At 43.4% G+C, this 26,524-nt stretch carries 16 protein-coding genes; 4 read left to right on the top strand and 12 right to left on the bottom strand.

What is annotated here, in order from left to right:
- Nucleotides 1-103 precede the first annotated feature (103 nt).
- From FQ608_RS10450 to FQ608_RS10440, 3 genes are all read right to left on the bottom strand, one after another.
- A complete protein-coding gene (locus FQ608_RS10450; RefSeq protein ID WP_158858168.1) occupies nt 104-1,846 on the bottom strand; it encodes a M56 family metallopeptidase in 1,743 nt (580 codons plus the stop codon).
- Nucleotides 1,843-2,214: a BlaI/MecI/CopY family transcriptional regulator gene (locus tag FQ608_RS10445; protein ID WP_158858166.1), complete on the bottom strand. Its 372-nt coding sequence runs from the start codon at nt 2,212-2,214 to the stop codon at nt 1,843-1,845. The genes FQ608_RS10450 and FQ608_RS10445 overlap by 4 nt, the downstream gene beginning before the upstream one ends.
- 402 nt (nt 2,215-2,616) lie before the next feature.
- Complete coding sequence (locus tag FQ608_RS10440; RefSeq protein WP_158858164.1) at nt 2,617-3,471, bottom strand: Rpn family recombination-promoting nuclease/putative transposase; 855 nt, start codon at nt 3,469-3,471, stop codon at nt 2,617-2,619.
- 248 nt (nt 3,472-3,719) lie between these two features.
- On the opposite strand from FQ608_RS10440, the gene FQ608_RS10435 reads away from it, so the two are divergent.
- The 4 genes from FQ608_RS10435 to FQ608_RS10420 all read left to right on the top strand — a co-directional run bounded on the left by FQ608_RS10435 (nt 3,720) and on the right by FQ608_RS10420 (nt 10,313).
- Entirely contained in the window at nt 3,720-4,403 is a 684-nt protein-coding gene (locus FQ608_RS10435) for an SGNH/GDSL hydrolase family protein (RefSeq protein WP_158858162.1), read from the top strand.
- A 133-nt stretch (nt 4,404-4,536) separates the two neighbouring features.
- Nucleotides 4,537-5,532 carry an aldo/keto reductase gene (locus FQ608_RS10430; RefSeq protein ID WP_158858160.1) on the top strand — a complete coding sequence of 332 codons (996 nt, stop codon included), beginning with the start codon at nt 4,537-4,539 and terminating at the stop codon, nt 5,530-5,532.
- A gap of 415 nt (nt 5,533-5,947) precedes the next feature.
- A complete protein-coding gene (locus FQ608_RS10425) occupies nt 5,948-8,728 on the top strand; it encodes a hypothetical protein (protein ID WP_158858158.1) in 2,781 nt (926 codons plus the stop codon).
- A gap of 193 nt (nt 8,729-8,921) precedes the next feature.
- Entirely contained in the window at nt 8,922-10,313 is a 1,392-nt protein-coding gene (locus FQ608_RS10420) for a BNR repeat-containing protein (RefSeq protein WP_158858156.1), read from the top strand.
- Between the two features lie 656 nt (nt 10,314-10,969).
- Here FQ608_RS10420 and FQ608_RS10415 read toward each other — a convergent pair.
- From FQ608_RS10415 to FQ608_RS10375, 9 genes are all read right to left on the bottom strand, one after another.
- Nucleotides 10,970-11,914 carry an FKBP-type peptidyl-prolyl cis-trans isomerase gene (locus tag FQ608_RS10415; protein ID WP_158858154.1) on the bottom strand — a complete coding sequence of 315 codons (945 nt, stop codon included), beginning with the start codon at nt 11,912-11,914 and terminating at the stop codon, nt 10,970-10,972.
- A 30-nt stretch (nt 11,915-11,944) separates the two neighbouring features.
- Nucleotides 11,945-13,156 carry an FG-GAP repeat domain-containing protein gene (locus tag FQ608_RS10410; RefSeq protein ID WP_158858152.1) on the bottom strand — a complete coding sequence of 404 codons (1,212 nt, stop codon included), beginning with the start codon at nt 13,154-13,156 and terminating at the stop codon, nt 11,945-11,947.
- Between the two features lie 14 nt (nt 13,157-13,170).
- Nucleotides 13,171-16,212, bottom strand: coding sequence for a PVC-type heme-binding CxxCH protein (locus tag FQ608_RS10405; RefSeq protein ID WP_234364159.1), 3,042 nt, complete (start codon nt 16,210-16,212; stop codon nt 13,171-13,173).
- Between the two features lie 544 nt (nt 16,213-16,756).
- Nucleotides 16,757-18,001, bottom strand: coding sequence for a PQQ-dependent sugar dehydrogenase (locus FQ608_RS10400; protein WP_158858148.1), 1,245 nt, complete (start codon nt 17,999-18,001; stop codon nt 16,757-16,759).
- Nucleotides 18,002-18,122: 121 nt separating this feature from the next.
- Nucleotides 18,123-18,902 carry a 3-keto-disaccharide hydrolase gene (locus FQ608_RS10395; protein WP_158858146.1) on the bottom strand — a complete coding sequence of 260 codons (780 nt, stop codon included), beginning with the start codon at nt 18,900-18,902 and terminating at the stop codon, nt 18,123-18,125.
- A gap of 78 nt (nt 18,903-18,980) precedes the next feature.
- Nucleotides 18,981-20,498, bottom strand: a complete 1,518-nt coding sequence (locus FQ608_RS10390; RefSeq protein ID WP_158858144.1) for a DUF4301 family protein — start codon at nt 20,496-20,498, stop codon at nt 18,981-18,983.
- 441 nt (nt 20,499-20,939) lie between these two features.
- Nucleotides 20,940-22,064 (bottom strand): mannonate dehydratase, encoded by a 1,125-nt coding sequence (locus FQ608_RS10385; protein ID WP_199856355.1) that lies wholly within the window; start codon nt 22,062-22,064, stop codon nt 20,940-20,942.
- An 11-nt stretch (nt 22,065-22,075) separates the two neighbouring features.
- Nucleotides 22,076-23,281, bottom strand: a complete 1,206-nt coding sequence (locus FQ608_RS10380; protein WP_158858142.1) for a glucuronyl esterase domain-containing protein — start codon at nt 23,279-23,281, stop codon at nt 22,076-22,078.
- A 412-nt stretch (nt 23,282-23,693) separates the two neighbouring features.
- Nucleotides 23,694-26,519 (bottom strand): TonB family protein, encoded by a 2,826-nt coding sequence (locus FQ608_RS10375; RefSeq protein WP_158858140.1) that lies wholly within the window; start codon nt 26,517-26,519, stop codon nt 23,694-23,696.
- Nucleotides 26,520-26,524: the final 5 nt, after the last annotated feature.

Raw genomic sequence — 26,524 nt, 5'->3', positions numbered from 1 at the left:
TCCCACTTAGGTTATCTGAAGAATCCCAAACGGATATAAGAGGATTAGCTCCGCATCTATATATTAATCGAGAAGGCACTAAAGGATCCCCCGGGAAATTGTCTCATTTGATTGGTAAACGCATTACAGTTACTCCCCTTCCCTCATTACTCAAGATAGCTATTATAAGGCTTGGATGTCTATTATCTTGCATACTGTTTCTCATACTCGCTATTAATTCAGCAGGATCAACTATTCGCAATTGATGAAAGATGGTGGCCTCAAAGTTCTCAGGAACCGTTTTGGTAATCTTCCCATCTATCTCAACGATGTTATTGCGCCTATAGCCTACCTGCACTTTGTGAGAACTTGGATATTCAGCTTGGACCCGTTCAATTTTTTTCACCGCCTTAAAAAATTTCCCATGAAAATACTCATGGGTCATTAATGAAACATTATAAGCTGCTTTTTTCAGAAAACCTTTCTTCTCCGTCTCACGAACGAGAAACATGGCAAAATCCTCCGGTTGATAATTCTTCAACTCCGACACCTCTTTTTCTATATCATCAATGGTCAATGAGATATTCTTTGTTTTTTTCCACTGTTCGAAAACCTCTTTTTTTATTTCCTTTTTTTCGGGAGACCTTTCATATAGAATGCTCGTTTTTACTTCGGGATAAGCTTGCTGCAATTCTACCATTTTATCAAATGCCAACTCGTCAAAAAACGGAAACTCTGTACCGGTAAATTTTTCATTTTCATCCAAAGCTAGATAGGCCTCCCGGAGTGCATACAAATCCAATTTATTAAGATCCAATTCATACTGATCGCCATCTTTAAATCCCTCGGAAAGCAATTTTTCAAACTCGTTTGAAGATTGAAACGGCGTGGATTGAAATGGCGTGGATTGAAATGGTGTGGATTGAAATGACGTGGATTCAAATTGTTGGCTGGATGATAAAAAAACTGTCAGGAAAGCAGCTATCAATATACTGACTGATTTAAGCAAGTTGGTTTTTAGCGGTGAACTGAATTTCCCCATCATAATTATCCGGCTTTTGGTGGCGGAGAAATTGAATGGACTGCTCATGGACAAGGAAACTTGCGTTCCGGTTGTTTTATTTAACAAAAGCCACTGGTATGTTGCTTTTTCCCGGAACGTGGCATTCACAGCCTCATCCGCCAGAAATTCGTGATTAAGTTGTACAGCTTGTTTATAAAGCAGGTAAAGTGGATTAAACCAAAAAACTATTTTAAGAAATTCCACTAGCAAAATATCCCAGCTGTGCTTTTGCCGAATATGGGTGAGTTCATGACACAGGATCTCTTTTTCAATCGTGTTTTTTTGGAAAGATTCTTTTTCAACAAACAGATAATTCAAAAATGTATAGGGTATGGTTTGATCGGTTAGCATCACATAGGTGCATTCATTATCCTTTAAGGTGGGATTATTTCGTACCAACCGAATAAGTTGTGCAAGTTGAAAGCTAAAGCGGATTGAAAAGAAGATAAAACCCAGCAAATAAATACCTAAAACAATAGCATTCCAGTTTAAGGTATTTACGGTTGGAGGTTGGAAGTGCACTTCATTTTCCTCCTGATCCAAGGTAACTGGCTGTGCATTTATTTCTGTCTGACTTCTCTCTTTTTCCACCGAGGGCAATGCCGCAGTTTGCTCAGAAAATATATTTTCCGAGATTTGGACGCCGAAAGGCATTTGAATAAATGGAACAATCAGGGAAAAGCTGAGCGCAAAAATCAGAAAAAATCTGTTGAACCGAAACATGCTTTCTTTGGCCAAAAAGGCTCGGTAAAAAGCATAGAAGATAACCAAGGCAATACTGACCTTAACGATAAACTCGATCATGGCTTTTGGGATTTAAGTTGTTCTTCGATTATTTTTTTTAGTGTCTCCAATTCCTTCATGTCCAACTCCGTCTCTTTGGTGAAAAAGGAAGCAAATTGGGCAGGGGAATCGTTAAAGAAGTTTTTGATCATAACGTTTACCTTTTTGGAAAAATATTGGTTCTTGTCCACCAATGGGAAGTATGCCCTGGAGTTTCCATAAAGCTCGAAATAGATGGCATTTTTCTCTTGCAGCCGTTTAAGTAAAGTTGCTACCGTCGTGTTGGCTGGTTTGGGGTCGGGGTAGGCTTCTAATATATCCTTCATAAAGGCTCTGCCTTTTTCCCAAATCAAATTCATAAGTTGCTCTTCAGCGTTAGAAAGATTCATTCTCTATTTTTATAGACTATGTTCTACAAACATAGAGTAAAAAATTACAAATTAAAAATTTCGGAGTAAAAAATATGAATTAAAAATTACGAATTAAGAATTAAGAATTTCCAATAGACTCAATCCACTTTAAGGAGAAACATTCACTTAATCCGTGTTCCGTCCAACATGGCATGGGCAAACATTCGCAGGTAGTGTTTTGGCGGAATTTGGTTGGCCATTAGATTATTGCCGCTGCAAAAACAAAACCTAGCTTTTGTAATCAAGTGGGGTGAGCGTAGTCGAATCCCCGCTGCTGCAACACCAATGTCTAATGTTTTTTCCTCTTGAAAGACTGTGTATGGAGGGGGAGTTGATAAGTTTATTCTAAAATCTTAAATCTAAAATTCGAAATTCCAGAAATCATCTTACATCCTTCAAAATACCCTTAATTTCCTCGATCCCCATGCCAAGTGCCTGTGAAATCAATTCGAGTGAGACACCTGCCTTGAAAAACTTAACCACAGTTTCCCTTATTCCCTTCTCGATCCCCATCGCTTCGCTAGCGTCCAATGCATTCTTCAAGTCTCGGTAATTTTTGAGGCTCTCCTCGTAGGCCTTCCGATCCTTCTTTTCCAAATTTACCAATTCTGCCATTTCCATAACTTTTGAGAATATCTTTTCCTGAATCGCCCCGGGAAGTCTTTCCAAATATTCGAGGTTTTTTAACACATACATCCATTTGTCGAATTTGGTTTCCAATTCTTCCTGTTTTTTCAGGAACTTGGGAACTTCCAAATAGATAAAATGCAGCTTGTTACTGAACAGTTTCCCTGACAGCAGATCTACCATTCCCACCCGGTGGAGATAATTTCCGTTGTCCTGTTCACCGGAAAGTTTGAAGTCCAGTACCGAGATACAATATACCGCTTTTAACGAAAAATCCCAAGCCCCTTTTATCGCCTGTTCCTGTATGGCAAAAGTGGTGTAGTAAAGCGACCTGTCTTTCATGTTGACTTGAAAAGCCTTTTGCATCTCCACGATGATTCGTTCTCCCCGGCCTGTCATGCAGTAGATGTCGAAAACCACATGGCGGTCTAATTCCAGTTGGCCCAAGTGTTCGTTTTTGGAAAAGGAAAGTTCCACAACGGGATCCGCCACCCCCTCCAGGACGGAGTTGATGAAATCCAAAAGCAGGTCTTTGGTAACCTCTTCGCCAAAAAGCTTTTTGAAGCCGAAATCCGTAAAGGGGTTTATGTTACGTGCTTTCCGGTCCATGGGGTGAAAAATTAAAAGTAGAAAATTGAAAATGTTGAACACTTAAGTTCGAGGGTGAAAATAATGAATTATAGGGAATTTTGCATAGACCTAGAAGGGATTTATGTACTAGATTAAATAATAATGTGTAATTGCCAATTCGTAATCCGCAATTTTTAATTTGTAATTAATTGCATCACTGGGTTTACTATCAACGTAAGACGACGATTTAATAGAATTTTTATAACTTACCTCCTTAATAAATTCCTATGTCCAAATTCAAGATACCTGCGGTTATTGTTTTATTGGTTGGCCTGCTTTCCGCACAAATCCAGCTTTCTCTCCCTTCTGTATTCGTGATAGGAGACAGCATTTCAATCCAGTATGGGCCGTATTTGGAACAGTATCTTCAGGGGGTTTTTGAATATGACCGGAAGCGGGATGACGGTCAGTCATCCGCTAATTTGGACAATCCTGCAGGAGCGAATGGTGGAGATTCCGGGATGGTTTTGGATTATGTGAAAATCAAGCTTGAGGATCCCAATTTCAAGCCGGATGTATTAGTGCTAAATTGTGGATTACACGATATAAAAACGCCGATAGGCACCACCGAAAAGCAAGTATCTCTCGATACCTACAAAAGTAATCTCGTTGAAATTTTCGATCTCTTGACATCTAGAGGCATTAAATTGGTTTGGGTTCGGACTACCCCGGTGGATGATGAACAGCATAACAGCAGGCAGCAGTCTTTCCACCGGTTTGCGGCGGACTTGGAAGCGTATAATGAGGCGGCAGATGCTATTTTCCGTTCCAGAGAGGTGCCCATTATCGATTTATATCAGTTCACCAAAAATTTGGGTGAAGATATCTTTATAGATCATGTCCATTATGGTGAGGAGGTTAGGGCAAAACAAGCGGCTTTTATTGCGGGATTTTTGGCTCATTTCAAATGATGAGTGACAGTGAGTTTTCATTCTTAAGTCAATATTGATTCAGATAAAGGGTAGCTTTTCCCTTCTTTTCTCTATGGAACTTTTATATTTGTACCAAACCCATATACTACCTTTTATTAATTTTATCCTTACTATGAACACGAAAATAAAACTACCCCATACAGATTTTGAAATTTCACGGATGATTTTTGGCTGCTGGGCCATAGTCGGGGGATTTAACTGGGGACATCAGGAAGAACGTGATTCCCTAGATGCCATTAAGGAGGCCTATGATTTGGGAATTACCTGTTTTGATACCGCCGAAGCGTATGGTAACGGTGCCTCAGAGAATTTACTCGCAAAAGCCCTAAAGGGAGAACGTAATAATATAATCATCGCCTCCAAAGTTGGGCCCCAGGATTTTGCTCCCGATAACGTAATAAATGCCTGCGAACGGGGGCTGAAAAACCTCCAAACCGATTATATAGACCTCTACCAACTCCACTGGCCCAATCCCGAAATACCCTTGGAGGATACCTTGGAGGCCTTGGATAAATTGAAACAATCTGGAAAAATCCGTGCGTATGGCGTGTCGAATTTTGGTTCAGAAAGTCTTGAGGCATGCAAGTCCCTTGGGTTTTCGGTAAGTTCCAACCAAATGGCCTATAACCTGCTGTTTAGAGCAATTGAATATAGCATACTTCCAAAATGTGTAGAGGAAAATATTCCCATATTATGCTATTCACCCATTATGCAGGGATTGCTGACAGGAAAATTCACCACGCCGGAATCAGTGCCGGATGACCGGGCAAGAACCCGGCACTTTACCAAGGACCGTTCCCAATCCAGACATCAGGAGGACGGTTGTGAGGACCTCACCTTCAAAACCATTGCCGAAATCGAAGAGGTTGCCTTGGATTTAAACATATCCATGGGCAGCTTGAGCTTGGCTTGGCTTTTATCCCAAGAGGGAGTTGGGGGAGTTATAGCGGGAGGCAGAAATCCGGCTCAGGTAAGGAAAAATATGGAAGTGCTGACTGTGAACTTATCTCAGCAAGTGATTGACAAACTTAATGAAGTCACCCAACCCTTAAAGGTGGTCTTGGGAGATAATGCCGATCTCTGGCAGACAAAAAGTCGGGTGGTATGATGTGTTTATATTTTAATGACCTGTAATACATTTTAACTAGATTTTGGATATTATTCAAGGGAAATATGGTTGAAATATAGTAGAAATATGGCCTACGGCCGAAATATTGAATATTCATTGATACTAGATATTGATGGATATTAGGGAGAATTGAAATAAGGTGGAAATAACGAAATTGAAATATAGTGGAAATAAGGTAGAAATATGGCCTACGGCCGAAATACTGGAATTGGACGGGTCAATATTTTTCGGGAAAGCGTCAAATTGACCCATAAACGCATAAACCTATAAACCTATAAACCCATAGACTTATAAACTTATCAACCCATCAACCCATTAACTCACATAAAAAAAGTTGGTAAAAGAAAATATTCCCATATTTTTACTTTCTTTCCAACCACTCACCCAAATTTACATGAAGCGGATCCAATTATTCCTTTTGGCCATCACTTACCTTATTTCCTGTTCTTCACCTGCTCCTTTAGACAAGCAATCACTCGATTGGCTGATTGATGGAAGCAGATACACCTCTGCAGTAGATATGTCTGAGGACGGCAAGGAGTTGGTCATGTCCAATGGACTGTTGGAGCGACGGTTTCGTATATCCCCGAATTTTGCCACCGTAGGTCTGAACAACTTGGTTACCGGAGAAACCTATCTTCGTTCCGTACGGCCTGAAGCTAAAATTACCTTGGACGGCGAGGAGTTTCCAATTGGCGGGCTTGTTGGGCAGCCCATTCAGAATTACCTTTTGGAAGAATGGAAAGACGGGTTGCTTAATGATGAGGAGGCATTTCAGTTTGCAACGTATGAAATAAAGGATATCCGTCCCCGCATGGCATGGAAAAAGCGTCCGGAGTGGATGCCTGCGGATGCTGTTTGGCCGCCCAAAGGGAAGGAGCTGGCCATTACATTTACATCCCCGATAGCTGTAGGTAAGAGCAGTTCTAGGACATCTGTTTACTCAGATGAATTTAGCAAGTTGGAAAGCGGTTGGGAAATTTATGCCAGCGAAAGCAATCCAAGGAATTCCTTTTTCAATGAGGGTAAACCCGGAGAAATCATGGCTGATGAACAGGCTTCCGTTTTTGCGGAACGTCCTTTTCCGCAGGACGCAAAGGGTGTGATCGGCAGAATAAATCCCGGTACGGACAAGAGTACTAGCTGGGGGGCAGGATTGGTGTTCGTTTTTTCTGATAAAAATATAAAGATCAACCTTCGACCTGGAAAAGGAACAGTAGGCTTCTGGGATGGTAAAAGTGAGCAGGAACTTGGGGAGATAGATGAAGGCCGATCCTATTATTTGAAGCTGGAGCTTACTGAAAGCAAAGTCGTTGGGTCTATTTCTGAAGACGGTACCAATTGGAATGATTTAGCAGAGGTGCAAGTATCAGGTAGGCCGAATGCAGTCCGAGTTGGTAAGAGTGACAGATCTGGTGGTAATTCAGATGGGATTGAATTGGGCAATACAGAACGTGGAAAGGTGGAGTATGTAGAGTTTTTTGGTGAATCGCATCAGCAATCTGGAATGGAAAGAGGATCGGGAAGTTCGCAGGTGACGGTACACTATGAACTGTATGACGGCCTTCCCCTGATGTCCAAGTGGATTACCTATACAAACAAGTCGGATAAACCAGTTAGGGTGGACAAGTTTGTCAGTGAGGTATTGGCTGTTGTAGAGGGTGAATCCAGTGTAGAAGGGGAGGAGCGCTGGGAGCTACCGAATATCCATGTAGAGACAGATTTTGCCTTTGGTTCCATGGGGAATAGGGAATCCAACAAGAGTACGGTACATTGGAAAAAGGATCCTTCCTTCACCTCTCAGGTAAATTACGCATTGGAAACGCCGGCACTTTTGGAAGTTCATCCAAGTTATGGTCCTGCCCAGGAGGTGGCGCCAGGAAGCACTTTTGAATCCTTCCGCACCTGGGAGCTGTTTTTTGATTCCTTTGACAAAGAGCGCAAGGGCTTGTCTATCCGAAAAATGTATCGGACCGTTTCCCCTTGGGTAACGGAAAACCCCATCCTCATGCACGTGCGAAAAGCCGATCCCGAATCGGTAAAATTGGCGATAGACCAGTCTGCTGAGGTAGGTTTTGAAATGGCGATCATGACATTCGGCAGTGGTTTCGATATGGAAACAGGAGATACAGCCTATTATCGGAAGATGGAAGAATTGGCCAAGTATGCACACGAAAAAGGGATTGCCCTTGGTGGATATTCCTTGCTCGCCAGCCGTTCGATCAGCGAGGAACATGATATTATTAACCCGGCGACAGGCAAGCCCGGCGGTATTGCCAAATACGGAAACTCGCCCTGTTTGGCGTCCGAATGGGGTATCGAATATTTTAGAAGGATCAGGGAAATGTATGAAGCTACAGGCCTCGATATCATTGAGCATGATGGGAATTACCCCGGCGACATCTGTGCCTCCCACGACCATCCCGGTCATAAAGGCTTGGAAGATTCCCAGTGGAATCAGCACCGAATTATCAGTGACCTGTATGCCTGGTGCCGATCGAAAGGCATTTACTTGAACGTTCCGGATTGGTACTTTATGAACGGTTCTTCAAAGATCGCAATGGGGTATAGGGAGGTGAACTGGTCACTACCCCGGGCACAGCAGGAGATTATTGAGCGACAGAATATTTATGACGGCACTTGGACCAAGACTCCCAGTATGGGTTGGATGTTTGTGCCGCTGACTGAGTATCAGGGGGGAGGAGCTGCGGCTACGATTGAGCCCTTGGAGGAACATTTAGCGCATTATTCCCAGCGTATGGCCAACTTGTTTGGGGCAGGTGTGCAGGCTTGCTACCGTGGGCCGAGGCTTTATGATACGGACAGCACCAAAAGAATGGTGGAACAATGGGTGTCTTTTTACAAAACACACAGGGAGATCCTTGATTCAGACATCATCCACCTGCGCCGGCCTGACGGAAGGGATTGGGATGGTTTGCTACATGTTAATCCAAAGGGAGAGGAGAAAGGCTTCCTAATGCTTTATAACCCCTTAGAGAAAAGCATAACCCGCAACATAACGGTTCCGGTTTACTATACAGGGCTCGGGAAAAAGCTGATGCTAACCACAAGCGATGGTAAAAATCACAATCTTACCATATCCAGAGATTATACCGTAGAGTTGGAAGTGACCATTCCAGCGAAAAGTCATACTTACGCTATCCTTACAAATTAAGTGTTTCGTATGTATGGCGTTTTTGGACAGCCTCCAAAAAGTAGACGGCATAAGGTTTTAGAACTAAAGACTCTTTTTTGTTAGTTGTGGATTTATTATCATTTTTGTTGAATTACAGTTTTTTGTTTTAAGAAAATAAACTAAATTAGAATAATATAAAATTATTTACTTTAAAAGCCATCTATACTTAAATATGTTAAATCGGTTATTCTACCTGTTTGGAATTGTAGTATTTGGACTGACATCTTGTGGAGAAAGAGTTCCCAAAGGGCCGGTTGTGGTGGATGAAAGGGATCAACAGAAAAGTGTTCAACATAAGATTTTGATAGATAGCGTATGGGCCGGACACCCCGTTGGATTTACGTTGATGACCCATGGAGATCTACAGTACATTGCTTATTATAATAAAGACAGGCACATGACGGTAGGTCAGCGGAACCTAGCAGACGATACGTTCCAACTTCATACCTTGCCTGTTTTCGACAGGGAAGAAGGAAAGGGCACAAGCACCATATTGGGTTGGGATAGTCATAATTCGGTTACATTTGGGATAGATAAAAAGGGCTATATACACTTATCCGGGAATATGCATGTACACCCGCTAACCTACTTTAAATCTACCAAACCTAATGATATTACAATGTTGGTCCAGGAGCCGGGTATGGTGGGTACTAACGAAGACAGATGTACCTATCCCAATTTCATGACAACCAAGGAAGGGGACCTTATATTTCATTATCGTGATGGTGGAAGTGGAAATGGTAACGAGATTTACAATATCTACAACACGGAATCGGGAAATTGGGAAAGACTGCTAGATTCCCCACTCACTGATGGGCAGGGATTGATGAATGCCTATGCGTCCCAACCGGAATTATTAGAAGACAATTGGTACCACATGTATTGGGTGTGGCGGGACACCCCGGACTGTGAAACCAACCATGACCTTTCCTATATCAAAAGCCCGGATATGAAAAGTTGGTACAACGCCTTTGGGAAAATGATCCCCATGCCGGTAACCTTCGATCAAAAATCAGTCATTGTAGCCCCAGTTCCTGCGGGCGGGGGGATCATTAACCTCGCTGCAAAGTTAGTTTTAGATGAAGAGCTAAATCCTATCATGGCCTTTCACAAATACGATGAGGAAGGCAACCTGCAGTTTTACGTAACTTGGATCGAGGATGGCAGATGGAGAGAAAAGCAAGTAACCGATTGGGATTACCGCTGGGAGTTTTCGGGCAGGGGAAGCATCGTCTTTGAGGTGAGGTTGGGGGATTTTAAGCGAAGGTCTGACGGAAACTACGAATTGGGTTATTCGCATGTCGAATACGGGGAGGGAACTATACTGTTGGATGGGCAATTGAATCCGATTGGAGAGGTGTTGAAGCCAGCTTCCTTTATAGCTGAACAGAAGCCAGAAGGAGATTTTCCGGGTCTTTTAGTTAGGTCTGCCGCTGATAAAGGAACTTCGGAAGATGGAAAGACCTATTTGTTGAAGTGGGAAACCTTGCCTCAAAACAGGGACAGACCCCACCCCGAACCCCTGCCTGGACCTAGTGCGTTTTACCTTTATGTTCTGGAATGATAAGGTCAAGTCCTTTTTCACGCAACGAGCGCAACGATTGCGCAGCGGACGCAGCGATTTTCTAAAACTCTTTGTACCATATTGTGAACTATGAGGCAAAAAAAAGCCACAAAGGGCACAAAGGACATTAAGATTTTTAATATACCGCATACTCCTTTTTTCACGCAACGAGCGCAACGATGGCGCAGCGGACGCAGCGATTTTCTAAAACTCTACGTACCATATTGTGAACTATGAGGCAAAAAAAAGGCCACAAAGGGCACAAAGGACATTAGATTTTTAAAATACCGCATACTCCTTTTTTCACGCAACGGACGCAACGATTTTCTAAAACTCTATGTGAACTATGAAGCAATAAAAAAGACCACGAAGGGCACAAAGTAGGCACAAAGGACACCAAGTTTTTTTAAATTCTGCATGCTCCTTTTTTTCACGCAACGGGTGCAATGATTGCGCAGCCGACGCAACGGACTTCAAAAATTTCTATGTGAACTACTGTGTCCTATGTGGTTTAAAAAAAAGGACCACAAAGAACTCAAAGAAGGCACAAAGAACACCAAGCTTTAAAAAAACTTCGTGTCCTTTGTGAAACCTTCGAGTCCTCTGTGGTTCCCTTTTAAAATTGTTCGTTATAAAATTCCTTCGTAGGGTGATAATCAATTCTTGCTCACATCCATGATCTCAACGTCGAAGATCAAGATGGAATTTGCGGGGATATCCGCACCGGCTCCTCTGCTGCCGTAGGCTAGGGGAGAGGGTATGATGAACTTGGCTTTGTCTCCTTTTTTGAGTAGACTCAGCCCTTCATCCCATCCTGGAATCACCTGACCAACGCCAACCTGTAAGTCAAACGGGCCATATCCTCCGCCTTCGTCCCTCTGCGGGTTGTAAATATCGTTAGCTTCGGCCACTTCTTTGATGCTTGTGTCGAAAATCTGCCCGTTAAGTAAATAACCGGCATAATGGACTGATGCCTGATCACCTTCTTCAATAGCTGGACCAGTTCCTTCTTTTTCGATGATATAATAAAGGCCGGACTCAGTCTTTGTCCCTTTTAGGTTATTGTCCTTTACGTATTCTTCGATGACCTTGTCTTCAAGCTCAAGCTGGCCAGAAGCCTTTGCTACCTCATCTTCCTGGGCCTTTAATTGAAGGTCATTGAAATAAGCCATTGTTTTTTCCTCATCCAACACATCGATTACTCCTATCTGAATTTTGATGTTTTCATCTTGTTGTATAAATGGAGGTATGTTGTCTTCGAAAATTTTGGCAGCGGGAGCCTCCAAAACTATGCTGTCTCCCTTTTTTAAGTTGATGAAGATTTCATCCATAAAACCAACCTTTGAGAGGGAGTCGTAATATTGCAGGTATCCGGGCATTCCCTGATCCTTGGTGGAGATAAAGGTACTGTCATTTGAGTTTTGAACAGCCAAATGATAGATTATAAAGTCACCGTCATTGGGTGGTTCGGTACCTTCTTGGATATAAGTATATTCCTGACCATCCGAGGTTGTTGCGGTTTTCTTTTGATTACAAGAAATGACTATTCCTGACATGAAAAACAGTGCCAGATAAAAAAATAAGCGATTTGAATGTTTCATAAGGAGTTTTAAATTGATTTTTATTTTAGACTAAGGGCGTTGTTGTTCAAAAACAAAAACACCTTTTTTATTTGCGACTATAATATCTACCAAGCCGTCGTTGGTAATATCTTGGGTGATAACATGTACTCCTACCCCGGAGTCATCATCCACCTCATGACCGATCCATTGAGGGGACTCACCCGGCCGAAATTCATACCAATACACATAAGGTGTGTCAAACTCCCCGGGATCAGCTCCCATATGTGCGAAATATCGTTTTCCGGTTACCAGATCCAAATGCCCGTCACTGTTGATATCCACAAGCTCCAAGCCATGGGTTTGGGTAAACAGATCGTCAATATCATGGGTTTTCCAAGAGGTATTTCCTTCGCTATCCTTAATCTGCTCGTGCCACCACATGCCAAGCTGATGGGCGGAAGTTGATATAACATCTTGAAGGCCGTCTCCGTTCACATCGAACGCATACATTTGCGCAGCAGCTTCGCCTAGGTCAGCAGGGTGAAACTTCCAAGGGCCTTTGGTAGGGTCTTCTGGAGCTTCCCACCAGCCTTCTGTGATGATGACATCCATTCGACCGTTAAGGTTCATGTCGCCGACTCCCAATCCATGTGCGTATTGGGATGTTCCGGGACTTTCAGATTCACTGATGGTGTATTTTTCCCAAGTCAAATCCGAATCTGAAGTGGGTGATTTGAACCATACCATCTCTCCGGTTGCGGGGATACTACCGACTAAATCAACTTGTCCGTCTCCATCGATATCGTAAAATACGGCAGATTCGTTCCCCAGGGATTCTGTAATGACATGTACCTTCCAATGTCCCGGTTCATTTTTGGGGTTTTCAAACCATTGTACTTCCTTTCCCGGAAATCCAATTCTAACAAAGTCCACCCAACCGTCATGATTCACATCCATGCCGTAACTAATAAATGCATCACTATAACCTTTGTCATAGTGGAAGGTTTTTACAGGTGCCAACTCGTGGATTTTCCAATCCGGTGCCTCAAACCAATAAGGTCCTGCCATAACATCAATCAGCCCATCTTGGTTGATGTCGCCAACTGCGGCCCCTTCGGCAATGAAGTCTGTCAAAAGGGTATGTTTTTTAAAAGAAATCAATTCACCCGAAATGGCCTGCGGACCCTTTTCCCCACAACTTGTCAAAACGGTAGCAAAGATAAGGAAGAGAAAGGGATTCGTTAACCCTTTCGGAAACAATTTATTTTGGTTATTTTTCATTATGTACTGGGTTTTTACCTGACTTGTAATAGATAGGTCATCAGGTCATTAAACTGGTTCTGATCCAGGGTATTGCTGAAAGTATCAGGCATCAGCGTGATTTTTGACGCAATTTGTTCACTGATTTCATTTTTGGGAATAGTAAATTCATTTCCCGATTGATCGGCCATCACAAGGACTTGACCTTCTTCCCTTCGGAAAAGCCCCGACTTGACTTCTCCGCTATTGAGCCGGATATTGTAGGTGCGGAAATTTTCGGAGATGTTTCGATTGGGATCCAGTACTTTGGTGGCCAATGCCTGTATGCCCCAATTGCCCACACCGTCCAACTGCGGCCCGATAAGACCGCCTTCGTCATTTACCTGGTGGCAAATGCTGCAATTTTCCTCATACAATGTTTTGCCGTTTATCAGTGCGTCATCCGAAGATTGGAAGCCATCGATCCGCTCTGCTATCAGTTGCTGCCGTTCTTCGCTGATTGGTGTAAGATTTTCAGTGAGGGAGGTGAATCCGTCTATTTGTGAGGGAGAAGCGTTGGAAAGAAAACTCTCTTCCACATTTCTGGCTTTCAGGATTCGGGCTGGTGCGTCACCCTCCCGGATATGGTTCAAAAGTTCAGTTTTACCTTCCGGGGATTTGACTAAATTTGCGGCAATGGTAGTTTGCAGTTCGATTGGGGAACCTTTCAATCCAATGCCTAAAACTTTTCTCACATTTGGCCCAGTAACCTGACCAATGGAATTGGCCATCCGCTGCCGAAACGCAACAGTGCCTTCCGGGTTATTCATGACCTCCCCTAAATAGGTAAGATGCATGTTTGGATTTATCCGCATTAAAGCTAAGGCTGCGTCACCACGCATGGCATCATCAGACTGGGGGTGGAGTACTACTATTTTAAGCGAATTGCTAAGCCTTGAAAACTTATATTTACCGGCCATGTTTATCGCAAACGCAAGCTGATCTTTGAAGTCCTCTTTCAATTCCTCAGAGTTGTCAGCAAATACCCGAACGGTTACCTCGCTCAAGTTTTGAAACCAGCTGATTAAATAATCGGGTATAGGTTTGCCCCGTTGATCAAAACCCTCCTCGATGGCCCGGGCCCATTGATAAGATGGATTTTCCGAAGTATTGGAAGCTGAAATACCAAAATCCACAAAGGATTTAAGTTGATTTTCAGGGAGGTTTTTGGCTATACTCCGGACAAAACCCAATGTCTTGTCCTTCTCAGTTTTTCCTTCCCGAAGGTGCTCAAATAAAAACTGACCTGCCAAGGGGTTGTCGGTATCAGCCAACACCATGGCGAGCAAGTTAGAGGGCTCTTCAGACCAATTTTCAGCCAAAGCCAATTTGATAATCTGATCTTGCTGCATATGATTGAAAAGTGCGAGCTTCAGCGTGTAAAGCAAATGGGTATCCGCAGATTCTGCAGCCTCATGTTGTTCAATTAACGCACGATAATTTTTTGGGTGGGGATGTCGGCTAATTCCTTCTGCCGCTGCCCGTTTTACATGGGGATTATCATCTGAAAGACCCGCTAATGCCCAATCAGTCTGTTCTTCTGTCCAGCTTGGAAAGTTGGCCAATATGCGGTGGGCATGCACCCTAACGACGGGTTCGTTGTGCTTCAAGGCTGATAGAAGCTGTTCCTGAGTTAGAGATTCTATGCGAAATAGGGCCCACAATGTTTGCACACGCTGCTCAGGAGATATGTTTTTGTCTGATTCCAATTTGCGCAAATGTTCAGGAGCGGATGTTTCATGATAGTCTACCAAGGCATCGGTTGCAGCCATTCGTGTCTGCAGCACTTCATCGTCCATGCCTTTAATGATTTGGTTGACATTAGCCTTTGACCAGTCAATAGTTTTTCGCTGTTTCCCTTTGTAGGTTATTTTCCAAATTCTACCACTCACACGATCCCGTTCCGGATGGTCAAGGGGAACCTCGTAATGCCCTATTATGCTGTTATAAAAATCAGCGATATACATGGCTCCATCGGGTCCGATTTTAATATCCACGGGGCGGAACCAAGGGTCTTTACTTACCAGAAAATCCCGCTTCCGGGTAGCGGTTGGCGTGGTCCCGGTAAAATCCATCACACTGCGGCTAACACGGCAAGTCACCACATCACCGGAATAAAAACTATTCTGATATTCTTCAGGAAATTGTGTGTCGGTATAATATACCAAACCCGAAAGTGCGGTGGAGTTCAGACCGTAATCCATCATCGTAGGAGCGAAGCCCATGACAGGGTCCTTTTTTCCCCACTGGGTGTAATTGCCTCCCCATATCAACTGGTAAATAGGTAATGTGTGGCAATCAGCAGAATAGTGATACCCCCACTTGTCCAGGTCTGATCCAAAGGGATTAATCCTGCCATCGGTGGTTTTTTCCACCCGACTTCCGTCCTGCCTGAAACGGAAGGTATTGCCCGAAGTCATTGTAATGGAATCCCCATCCGAACCTGAGACGGTAGAAATATTGGAGAACCCATGGGAGGCGTGAATCCATCCGTCAAGCCCCCGAAATAGGTTATTTACCATACCGTGGGTGTCTTTGTGCTCAAAATCACGGATTAACACATCCTTTTTTTCGGATTTGCCATCACCGTTCAGATCGTAGAACCGATAGACATTCGGAATGCTATATCCAATGGCTCCATCTTTAACGGGGATGATTCCAATGGGAATGTTTAAGTCATTCGCAAATTCAATTATTTTATCGGCTTTTCCGTCGCCATTCGTATCTTCCAGAATGCTTATCCTGTCAGTTCCCTCACCTTGTCCTGCCTTGATGGGGTACTCAGAAGATTGGGTTACCCAAAGCCTGCCCTGGTCATCAAAGGCTATGTTAATCGGTTTGGTAATATCCGGTTCGGACGCAAAGAGGGTGACTTCGAATCCGGGGGGAAGCTCAAAACTGGCCATCTCCTCCTCCGGGGTCTGGAATTTAGTAGTTCTTACGTGTTCAGCGTAAATGGGGTCAGGCTCTTCTTCCACATAGGTGGAGTCATAGGAATTGTCCTGATTAGGCTGGCAAGCCAATAAGATACATGCCAAACCAATTTTTGGGTTTATTCGGAAGGTCATCGACTTTAAAAGAAACGATCATGTTCAAAGTTATAGCTTAAACATACTTCTAATTCCCCAAACATCCAATTTTGATTATTGCGATTTTGATAAGCGGAAATATCTTTAAAGTATAGAAAAAATATCTATGTGAACTACTGTGAACTATGTGGTTAAAAAATGACTACAAAGGAGAGTACAAAGAATTCACAAAGGGCACAGAGTTTTTTTTAAATCCTACGTGTCTTCCGTGGCCTCTTTGTGGTTCCCCTTTTTCTCGCAACGGGTGCAACGAAGACCTGGACGGTCCAAATGATTTTTTTACCACATAGTAACATAGTACACATAGTAAAAAAGACCACAAAGTTTTATATGAAACTCCTCCATGTCCTTTGAGTAACTTCCTTCCCTTTTGTGGTTCACTTTTTTTCTCGCGGCGGACGCAACGGTTTCTCAGAAGCCGCTAAGGAAATCAAAAATATCTATGTGAACTACTGTGAACTATGTGGTTAAATAAAAGATCATTTTTCAAGCATTATTCAGCAGGGATAATCCGGTACACTCCGCCGTCCTCTTCGTCAGTAACCAAATAAAGGAACCCATCAGGGCCTTGTCTAACATCTCTTATTCTACCGATTTTTTCAGTGAAGAGTATTTCTTCATGAACAACTTTGTTGTCTTCGATTACCAGGCGCTGAACTTGCTCCTTAAGCAATGACCCGGCAAACAGGTTTCCATCCCAGGAGTTAATCTTCCCATTATGGTAGAATGCCAGTCCCGAAGGAGCCATATTTTCCTCCCATATATGCGCTGGCGGGGTGATTCCCGGTGCCTTGTTTTTTGCTAATCCACTTTTTTCATTTGTAGAGTACTCCTTCCCAAAAGTAATTTGTGGCCAGCCATAATTGTTACCTGCCTCAATACGGTGAAGTAAATCCCCACCATTTGGACCATGTTCGGTAGCCCAGATTTCTCCTGTTTCTTTATTCATGGCTAATCCTTGGTTGTTCCGGTGTCCATAGCTGAATATTTCCGGTCTGAGGTTTCCCGGTGCCACGCCTACAAATGGATTATCCTCTACGATACTTCCATCATCCGCAATTTTAATAATTGACCCGGCAGGATCAGTCAGATCTTGGGAATTCCATCTCAACCCCCTGTCGCCAATGGAAAATAATACTGTTCCGTCACCTGGAAATAATATTCTTGAACCATAATGCCTTCCAGGATTAGTCCTTGGTACCTGCGCATAAATGGTTTCCAGGTCTGTTAGTGTTGCGTTATCAATATCGATTTTAGCACGTGCAAGGGCAGTACCTGTTCCATAGTCATCTTCTCCACTGGTAACCGAGTCATCATCGCCGGGGCTTGAATAAGTGAGGTAAATCCATCCGTTAGAGGCATAATCCGGATGCACAACCACATCCAATAATCCACCCTGATTACCACCCTCCGTAGGGGAGATGTCATCCTCGGTGGGATCTATTTTAGGAATCCCTTCAAGTTTAATCACCCGCTCGCCATCGATCAGATACAGGCCGCCGGGTCTTTCTGTGACCAACATCTTTCCGTCAGGAAGCCAAGCAACTGCCCAGGGGTGTTCCAAGCCTTTTACGACTTTGGTGATGCTGACAGATGCGTCTTCTGTTGAGATATTTTCTTCAATAATTTCATTGGTGGCCTCAACCTGGGCCCAACCCAATATAGAAGCTTGAAATAATACAGCAAATGCAATTAAGCTTTTACTATATCTTTTCGTGTTAAATAATAAATTTTTCATGGAATAGATTGTTAGTTAACTTTTCGTTTCAGATTTAACTAAACAAAATTGATTCCAAACGTGATAATTTAATGTTTAAAGTAAAAAATTGTAATTAATACGCTTTCCAAATTATACTATATTAAAAATCCGTGTCATTATCCTCTAAGTCTAGTTTTTTAATCCATATGTTTCGATAGAGCACTTCGTGACCCTCCGCTTGGAGTTTTATACCTCCAGGCCGATCGGTTATTCCCTTACCTCCGTCGTTTCCCCCGTCCATTCCGGAATTAGGTCCTCCCCAGACCTGCTGTATGGACTGGTCACTATGAATTTTCTCACCATTAAAATAGATGGTTACACGTGCCTTTTCAGTCAGCTTGCCTTTGTCGTCAAAGCGGGCTGCCTTAAAGGTAATGTCATAGGCATTCCAGGCACCAACTCCATTATACGGATGATAAGGGGCGGCGTGTTCGTTGATGATGGCTGCCATGCCGTGAGAAGTAGTGTCCCCGTCTAAAATTTGAATCTCATACCGATTCTGCAAATAGACACCACTGTTACCACCTTCGTTGGCAATCAAAAACTCCACATGCAGCCTAAAATCCATAAACTCCTCTTTGGTTACTATGTCTGCTGCTCCATACTTTCCACCGGCCCCTGCTGGGTCATTTGAACTGACAGCATTACCTTTGTCCACAGGGTCTTTTACGATTTCCCATTTGATAGGAGGTTCCGCCGAAAACCGGGGTCCTTCCCAATATTGCCATTTTTTATGCAGCATTTTCTTCGATCCGTCAATAAGCATCTCCGCTCCTTTAGGAGGCTTCACACCCACCCCGACTTGGGCAAATGAAATACCATTGATAAATATCAAAACACAAAAGAGACCAATATGTCGTAGAATAGGGTTTAGCTTCATGGATGAATTAGTTTGGGATTTAAAGGGAGAAATGGCAGCTAGTTATGAGAAATAAACCTGCTGCCATTTTTTTGTGAATTATTGATGCACGTCTCTTAAAAGATCGTTGATTGTTTTTACCGGATTGAAGGTAATCAAAGGGACTTCAACAAAAATTGAATTCCAGTCCGACATGGAACCATTCCATAGGCCGGGCAGCTCCTGGGCTTTTAAGGCACGGCCACTTTTTGACTTTTCAGTGATAAAACCCGTCTTCGGGTCCCGGTGCTTGAGCAAGTTAAATTTGTTGCCCTTATAGTCACGCACTCCGCATACCAGATCGGTGGGGTTGAAATGGGAGGACTTTTTGAATTTTTCTTTTTGCTCTGGATTGTCGAGGTCCAACTGAGCGGTCTCTCCGATCTGTAGCGAGAGTGACCCATCCGGTTCTTTGACCCAAAATGGACCGCCGCCAGGCTCACCTGTATTCTCCACCATGCCGCATACCCGAATCGGCCTGTTTAGTTTGTTGCGAAGGAATGTAGCTTGTTCCTCCAGCGTACGGCTTTCAAAACCATCAGGAAGCTTGGATCCGATTTTCTTTGTGTAGACTTCTTTTGCCTCTTGAACGGTGGATTCGCTCACCTCATTGTCCAGAGATTCCAAGGACCTAAAGACTGCACGTTGTACATCCAACAATACGCCGCCTATTGCACGTTTGAATCTGACTGTTGGTTCCTTTAGACGGTCAGGAACTACGTTGTCTATATTCTTTATAAATATAATATCACCGTCGATGTCGTTTAAGTTTTCAAGCAACGCGCCGTGTCCGGCTGGCCGGAAAAGGATTTCCCCATCTTCTTCCACAAACGGGTTATTGTCCATATCCACCGCAATCGTGTTCGTGGATGTTTTTTGTTGGGAAAAGGAAATATCAAAAGTAACCCCAAAATGGCGCTCCATTTTAGGTTTAATATTCGCTATATGTGTCTCGAACTTTTCCTGATGTTCCGGGGAAACAGTAAAGTGCAGCCGCACTACTTTGCCTTGCCCCAGTCCATACTGCGCTCCCTCAACAAAGTGTTCTTGTACCGGCGTTCTACTTCCATCCCGATAAGCGTGGAATTTCAGCAATCCTTTAGGCAGGGTTCCATATTCCAATCCATCCTCATTGAGTAGATGCTGGACGATCAGCTGGTAGTTTTGCTCAGCAATCGCCTGCTCAATACTGCTTCCTGCCTTTTTTAGACTATTATCCAAGTCTTCATAAAAGGCGAAGCCTCCAAGCTGTTCGATGAATTTCTTTGTAAAGGTGTCTTTTTCCAAATCGTTGTGTCCGCTTTCCAAAAACCCAAAGAGGTCTTTGAACATACGGCTGGCAGCACCGCTTGCGGGGACGAATTTGACAATGGATTTTTGCGGGGAGTATTCTTTATAGGTCCCCAAAGCGGCTTCCAGTGTTTTTTCGTCCAACACCCTGATACCATCACCAATGGCGGCTGGGGTGTGAATGTGAAGAAAGGGAAATCCATCCCGAAAATTCTTAATCTGTTCTTCCACCAATATCAGGTCCATGCCCTGTTTTTGGATTTGAGTTTTCTGTTCTGTGGTTAGCATGTATAAAAATCGGTTAGTTTTTTGAAGTTATTTTAGGCAAACCAATATAGCAATTCCCATGCGTAAGACCCTAAGAAATGCGACAAAATCGCAAAAAACCTTTCAATTCCTTGATAACTAAATGGATTTTTATCGCTGGAAAAACTAATAATGGAACAAATAGCCATTGCTTAAGGGCCGTGTGTTTGGGAAATTAAGTAATACTTAAGCTGTGCAAACCTTTCAGGTTTTGTTGATAATTCTCTAGGTAGGCAATTAAATAGGTGAAACCTGGAAGGTTTTTCTTTATTAAGAATTTCCACGTTAGGGGAAAGTCTTTCGGATCTTAGATAAACTGAAAAAAACCTTCATAATTATTTATTATCCTATGATTTTAAAAGTACTGAAGGTGGTTCTTATTGTGATTTTGTTGTTGGGCATGCTCTCCTATGGATTGTTCTTTTATCCGTTTTCTTTAACCACAGCTTCCATCAATCCGCGCATATAGCCGATGGCGAATAGGGTTCCGATGGTACTGTAGCCGGGCTTGTCGTTGCTGTCGCCCGCCATCGTCGGTACATGGTCAGGGCGAATAGGTCCTTGGAATCCAACTTCATAATAACATTTCATGGCCTCATACATATCGGTCTTGCCGTCATCATGAAAGGTTTCCTCAAAGTTGGTCGCATGCCCCCGAACATCCCGGAAATGAACAAAATGGATGGTATCCCGCTTTCCAAAATAGCGGATGGCGGCGGGAATATCTACTCCCTTATCCATTTCTCCCATGGAGGCAAAACTCCCCTGGCAAAAGGTTAACCCATTGCTAGGGCTGGGGTAAATATCAATAAGACGCTTAAACGCATCTACCGAGGTCATTATCCGGGGGATTCCCCGCATATCACTTATCGGTGGGTCATCGGGATGTAAGGCCAGTTTGACGCCGTGCTTTTCGGCTTCCGGAATAACTGCCTTGAGAAAATATTCTAGATTTTCCCACATCTTATCGTGTGATAACTCGCCAAATTCCGTAATTTTTTCCTGATCCTGAATATCCTCAATATCAAATGCACTGACCAATGCTCCACCCCGTGAAGGCCTATCCAAGGAAGTTCTTGCCCAGTTGATTACTGGCATCCAGTTATAGCAGATAATGTCTATGCCCACTGAGGAAAGATTTTTCATTAGGGTAATGAAATTCTCAATTTCCTCATCACGGCTGCTTAACCCCAATTTGGTGGCTGTACCTAAGGTGGGAGGCCCTTCAATTACTTTTAACCGTAATCCCACATTTTCCCAGGAAGCTTTGACTCCTTTGATTACGTCCAAGTCCCATGGATTTGATCCTTGGTGGTTAGCCATACCGGGATTGATTCCTCCCACTGCACCCAGTACATTCATTTGTTTCGCCAAAGCTACCTTGCGGGGTTCAATTCCCCAGAAATAGGCCAAACACATGTCCAATCCCATATCTTTTGCAGTTAACTCAAATATACTCCTATTGCTACCGATGGATCTAGGTGAAGCGGTTAGGGAGAGGGCTGCTACAGCCGCACTTTTTTTCAGGAATGATCTTCTTCGGTTCATGGGCATGTTTGTTAACGGGCATAAAGCAAATCAGCAAAATCCATAAACTGTTCCCAATCATAGGCAGTCAGGTTATGTTTTCCCTCACGGATATGATGACCTACATAGGGGAGATGGGTCGGTTGGTTGATTGCGGGAAGTTGTGCAGGCAGGTCAACCGGAAGATTAAATATATCCCGATAAACTCTGGTTCCTATTTTTAAAGAAAGAAATTCACCCTTGGGATCAGCCCATTCGTCCTCAACGGCGCTTGCAACATAGACCGCTCTGGGAGCGATGCTTGAAATCAGCATATGTTGGTCAATGGGAAGGGCATCCTCGTTGTCGTTGTACTTGTCGAAATTGTCTGTAAACCAATACGGAAAATTGGTGTTAATTCGCTTTACCGTTTCCCCGAATTTTCTTCGGGAGATGGCTGCGCCTCCGCAACCGGAATCATTGCTGAGGGTGATGGCCCATCTGGTATCCTGAGCCCCGGTCCAAAGGGATGCTTTACCTCCCCTTGAGTGACCCACCACACCGGCTTTCGAAGCATCTACTTGCGGATCCCGCTCAAAATAGTCCATGACACGCATCGCACCCCAAGCCCAGGCTCCCAATCCCCGCATGCCGTTTGCCATTTGCAGTTGTTCGGGATAGAGTGTCTCCAGAATATCTTCTTTAAAGGTATCTTTGTTGTCGTTGGAAACGTCTTGCACATGAAATGCCGCAGCTGCATACCCCCGTTCAATAAGTTTTTCCGCAGGCCAGAAGTCCATTTTCACCTGACGGGTAGGGTCAATGTTTTCATGATTGCGGTGATTGATCAATAGGAAAACAGGTGACGGTGTGGTTTGCCCGTTTGGTAAGAAAAGGATTAGCCGAATGGTTATTTGTTTCTCATTTTTGGTGACAGTGATATCCACCTCTTTCAGGTGGGCTTGGCCTCCCATGGCAGATTTGTCTTCACCAGCTAATTCAAAGGTAATGGCGTCAAAATCTTTTGGAACTTGTCCGTAGACATGGTCTTCAAATAGGGTTATGATTTCCGGTCGGCGGACAAACTCCCAAGTATTCGCGTTGGTAATTATTTTTCCGGACTGGGAAACGAAAGGGTCTGGTAGTGAGTAGGCCGGCACCTTGGATTCATCGTAGTTGAACTCATCCTGTGCTATTACTGAAATATTTCCTATCAAAAAGAAACAAAAAATTAGTAGGCTCAACGCATTTATTTTCATCGAAGGGGGAGTTTAGTTGTAATTGAAGTATTTCAAATATATACCTAAAATCCGCAAACCTGCTAGGTTTTGTTGATAATCTGCTAGTTGTTCAATTTAAACGGGTGAGACCTGGATGGTTTTTCATCATAAGGATCACTAGTTACTGGGAAGTACTGCGGAATTAAGGTATATAACTGAGTTATCAACAATCCCAAAGTTTCAGTTTTATATAGATCCCAAAAAAGGGAAATTATGATCTAAGGACGGAAAAATAATTTGAATGGGTCATTACCGCATATGGGAAATATCAAAGAACACCAATGTGGAGGGGCTTCTCTTTGATCGAAAAAAAACCGGGCTGCATCTTCGAAGAACAGCCCGGATAAATGTTGGTGGCAAAAGGTACCCAATAATAGTTGGTATAAATAGGTTATTTCTTTGAGGTAACTAATATTACTCCGTTTTTGGCAGCACTGCCATAAAGGTTTATTGCTTTTCCATCTTTTATGACGGAAATGCTTTCTATATTTTTTGGATCAATGTCATCCAAGGAGGCGTTTACAACTCCATCAAGGACAACCAAGGGTTGGTTTTCCAGCGGGGTAAATGAACCGTTGTTCTTCGGACGACCGTCATTTAGTCTGGAGCTGGTGTAGAGCAACTTATTAATCCGATTTGTTCTCAGGGCGGCTTGCACTTCTTGGATAACTCCCATTTTCACATCAGGTTCTGCGCTGAGGTGGGCGGTTATATCAGTGGGATTTAATCCGGTTTCATCCAATGTTGCTTGGATGGCGTCAGATAGTTTCGGATTAACCGGTAATATCAATCCATTGAAGTTGACCAACTGGTCATTGATTAGTTTAATGGTAATGATGTTGTTGTTTTTTGCACTGGGTTCTTGAAATTTTGATTGCGGGCCGTACCCATGAACTACTAAACCCTTACCAAGTACAGAATGAAAATCTGGCCCATCAACGGGTTGATTGTTTAGTTTAAAGGTAACGGGAAAGATGGCCTCGAAACTGCCTTTTGGCTCTTTTACCTCCCAATTTGGAGCGGATTTCATTTGCTTGATTACCTCTTCGTTAATATCATCATCCAGTCCTTTGATTACAGTGACATTATTTATTTTCCCGTTACTGTCAAAAGAAAGTCGGGAGAGTACGGTCCCAGTAGTACCTTGATTCCGGGATTCCTTAGGAAAGTTAAAGTTCCGTTGCAAATATTTATTAAATACTTCTCCAGGTTGTATAGCTCCGTTTTTCCAATCGGCATTTTCGGCTTTGAGTTCTTCCACACGGTCGTCCTGACCGACGGGTTTTTCAGGCAATCTAAATCGTATAGGCAGTCGCATTTTCACATTCATCAATTGGCCATGTTGCATTCCGGGTTTCCATGTCGGAGATTCTTTTACCACCCGAATAGCCTCTTCATCCAAGCCGGCTCCGATTCCCCTGAGAATTTCCGGATTTTGCAAGTTACCCTCTTTGTCCACTACGAAAACCACGTAGACGGTACCTTCTACTTTTTGATCTTTGCCTGTCTGCGTGTACTTCAGGTTTTCTTTCAAGTAAGCATTCCAACCTTCCATTCCTCCGGGAGGTACGGGCATGGATTCAACCACGTCAAAAATTTCAGTATCATTAGATCCTCCTCGAGGGTAGTTTTGTGACCTCAGTACAGAACTTGGTTGGGGGAAAAAGGCAGTTTGGGGTTGGTCATCCTTTCGGAAATCAAATCCCACAGGATAGGTCATGACGACAGCGACAGGTTTCTGATCAGCTGTACCGTTCTCCCAGGCAGGAACCTCACTGCCTTTCAAGGCGGCAATTAGTTGATCATCCAATCCGCCTCCAAAGCTTCTGCGAATGACCGGATGCTGTATCTTTCCCTCCTGATCTACTATAAATTCCAGTTCCACGACCCCGGCAAGGCCCAAGGCTTCCTCCTTTTCAGGAACAGTCACTTTGGACCTGAGAAAATCTTCCCATGCCTTCCAGCCATCAACGGGTTTGGGTATGTTCTGTACCTCCATTGGCTTCATGGCATTTTCGTAGGTTTTCTTCATTTGGGAATTAGCCCGCAGGATTTGGATAAGCTCCCGGACTTTCAGATAGTCTGCATCGGATTTAATACCGGAAAACTCATACTCCAATTCACCCAGTTGAGATTTGAGGATGCCATTTTCCAGAGGATTTATTTTTTCATAGTGTACGGGATTTTTCAAACTTCTAACCTTTATCCCCACATTAAGGGAATCCTGGAAATCCAGCATCTGCTGCTTGATCGTACGGATATTTGCTGTCTCGTAATTGGTGAAAAGCACCAACCCGCGTTCGGTTTTCATACTTACCAGGCCAAACAGCATCCCCGTGAGGGGCAATACCATGGCCAGTTTAAACCAGTTTATTTTAGCTGACTTTTTCATCATCATTATTCTCTTTAAGGTAGTAGATCGGATAAAGTAATTGCCGATAGGAAGATCCAGTCCCTTAAATGCCATTTTGACGATCAATTTGGGGTAGCTAGACTTGTTTTCGATTTTTCCCAGCACCTTTTCATCTGCCAGGTATTCATGCAGATCCACCAGCGAAAGCCGCATCAGGTGGATGACGGGGTTAAACCAAAACAAGATGCTCAGTGCCTGGTAATAGAGCACATCCCAAGTATGTTTTTGGTGAATATGTTCGAGTTCATGTTGAATGATATGGGATTCTTCCTCAGGTGTGAGTACCTGGGTATCGTCCCAAAACAGCCTGTTGAAGAATGAAAACACCGGTGCCAGACCAAAGGTTGGTATCAGAAAATAGTCTCCTTTTAATTTGAAGACCGTCTGATACCAGCCTTTTTCCTGCATCTGCCGTAGTTGTAGGTATTGCCAAAACAATTTGAATGACAATAGAACCACAATGCTTAGGTAGGTGAAAAGCAGATAATCTTTGATTTCCCACAGCAGAGGAAGTTTGGTGTCTGTCACGGTGAATTCTGGAAGACCGAAGGTGCCAATGGTTTCGACATCAGCCTGTTCTTTCAGTGCCCTTAATAGGTCGGTGTGCTCGAGGGAGATGCTGGGTTTATCAAAACTTACGGGGATTTCCATCATTGGAAATAAAAGGGCCAGGGCAGGGGTGATCAGTAAATAGGCCCTGTTGAAGCGAAACGATTTCTCATCCCGCAGAAAGACCCAATAGATCCCGAAAAAGAAGCAAAGACAGAAAAAGCTTTGCCAAAAGTAATTGATAAATTCAGCCATCACCT

Origin of the sequence: Lunatibacter salilacus (assembly GCF_009797935.1) — a bacterium.
GTDB classification, from domain to species: Bacteria; Bacteroidota; Bacteroidia; order Cytophagales; family Cyclobacteriaceae; genus Lunatibacter; species Lunatibacter salilacus.
This window is presented reverse-complemented; position numbering and strand designations above follow the sequence as displayed.

Excerpts from the sequence above, each read along its gene's own strand:
- FQ608_RS10400 (WP_158858148.1), bottom strand. The coding sequence starts at position 18,001 with ATGAAAAATTTATTATTTAACACGAAAAGATATAGTAAAAGCTTAATT.
- FQ608_RS10420 (WP_158858156.1), top strand. The coding sequence starts at position 8,922 with ATGTTAAATCGGTTATTCTACCTGTTTGGAATTGTAGTATTTGGACTG.
- FQ608_RS10445 (WP_158858166.1), bottom strand. The coding sequence starts at position 2,214 with ATGAATCTTTCTAACGCTGAAGAGCAACTTATGAATTTGATTTGGGAA.
- FQ608_RS10395 (WP_158858146.1), bottom strand. The coding sequence starts at position 18,902 with ATGAAGCTAAACCCTATTCTACGACATATTGGTCTCTTTTGTGTTTTG.
- FQ608_RS10380 (WP_158858142.1), bottom strand. The coding sequence starts at position 23,281 with ATGAAAATAAATGCGTTGAGCCTACTAATTTTTTGTTTCTTTTTGATA.
- FQ608_RS10415 (WP_158858154.1), bottom strand. The coding sequence starts at position 11,914 with ATGAAACATTCAAATCGCTTATTTTTTTATCTGGCACTGTTTTTCATG.
- FQ608_RS10390 (WP_158858144.1), bottom strand. The coding sequence starts at position 20,498 with ATGCTAACCACAGAACAGAAAACTCAAATCCAAAAACAGGGCATGGAC.
- FQ608_RS10375 (WP_158858140.1), bottom strand. The coding sequence starts at position 26,519 with ATGGCTGAATTTATCAATTACTTTTGGCAAAGCTTTTTCTGTCTTTGC.
- FQ608_RS10440 (WP_158858164.1), bottom strand. The coding sequence starts at position 3,471 with ATGGACCGGAAAGCACGTAACATAAACCCCTTTACGGATTTCGGCTTC.
- FQ608_RS10435 (WP_158858162.1), top strand. The coding sequence starts at position 3,720 with ATGTCCAAATTCAAGATACCTGCGGTTATTGTTTTATTGGTTGGCCTG.
- FQ608_RS10410 (WP_158858152.1), bottom strand. The coding sequence starts at position 13,156 with ATGAAAAATAACCAAAATAAATTGTTTCCGAAAGGGTTAACGAATCCC.
- FQ608_RS10430 (WP_158858160.1), top strand. The coding sequence starts at position 4,537 with ATGAACACGAAAATAAAACTACCCCATACAGATTTTGAAATTTCACGG.
- FQ608_RS10385 (WP_199856355.1), bottom strand. The coding sequence starts at position 22,064 with ATGAACCGAAGAAGATCATTCCTGAAAAAAAGTGCGGCTGTAGCAGCC.
- FQ608_RS10450 (WP_158858168.1), bottom strand. The coding sequence starts at position 1,846 with ATGATCGAGTTTATCGTTAAGGTCAGTATTGCCTTGGTTATCTTCTAT.
- FQ608_RS10425 (WP_158858158.1), top strand. The coding sequence starts at position 5,948 with ATGAAGCGGATCCAATTATTCCTTTTGGCCATCACTTACCTTATTTCC.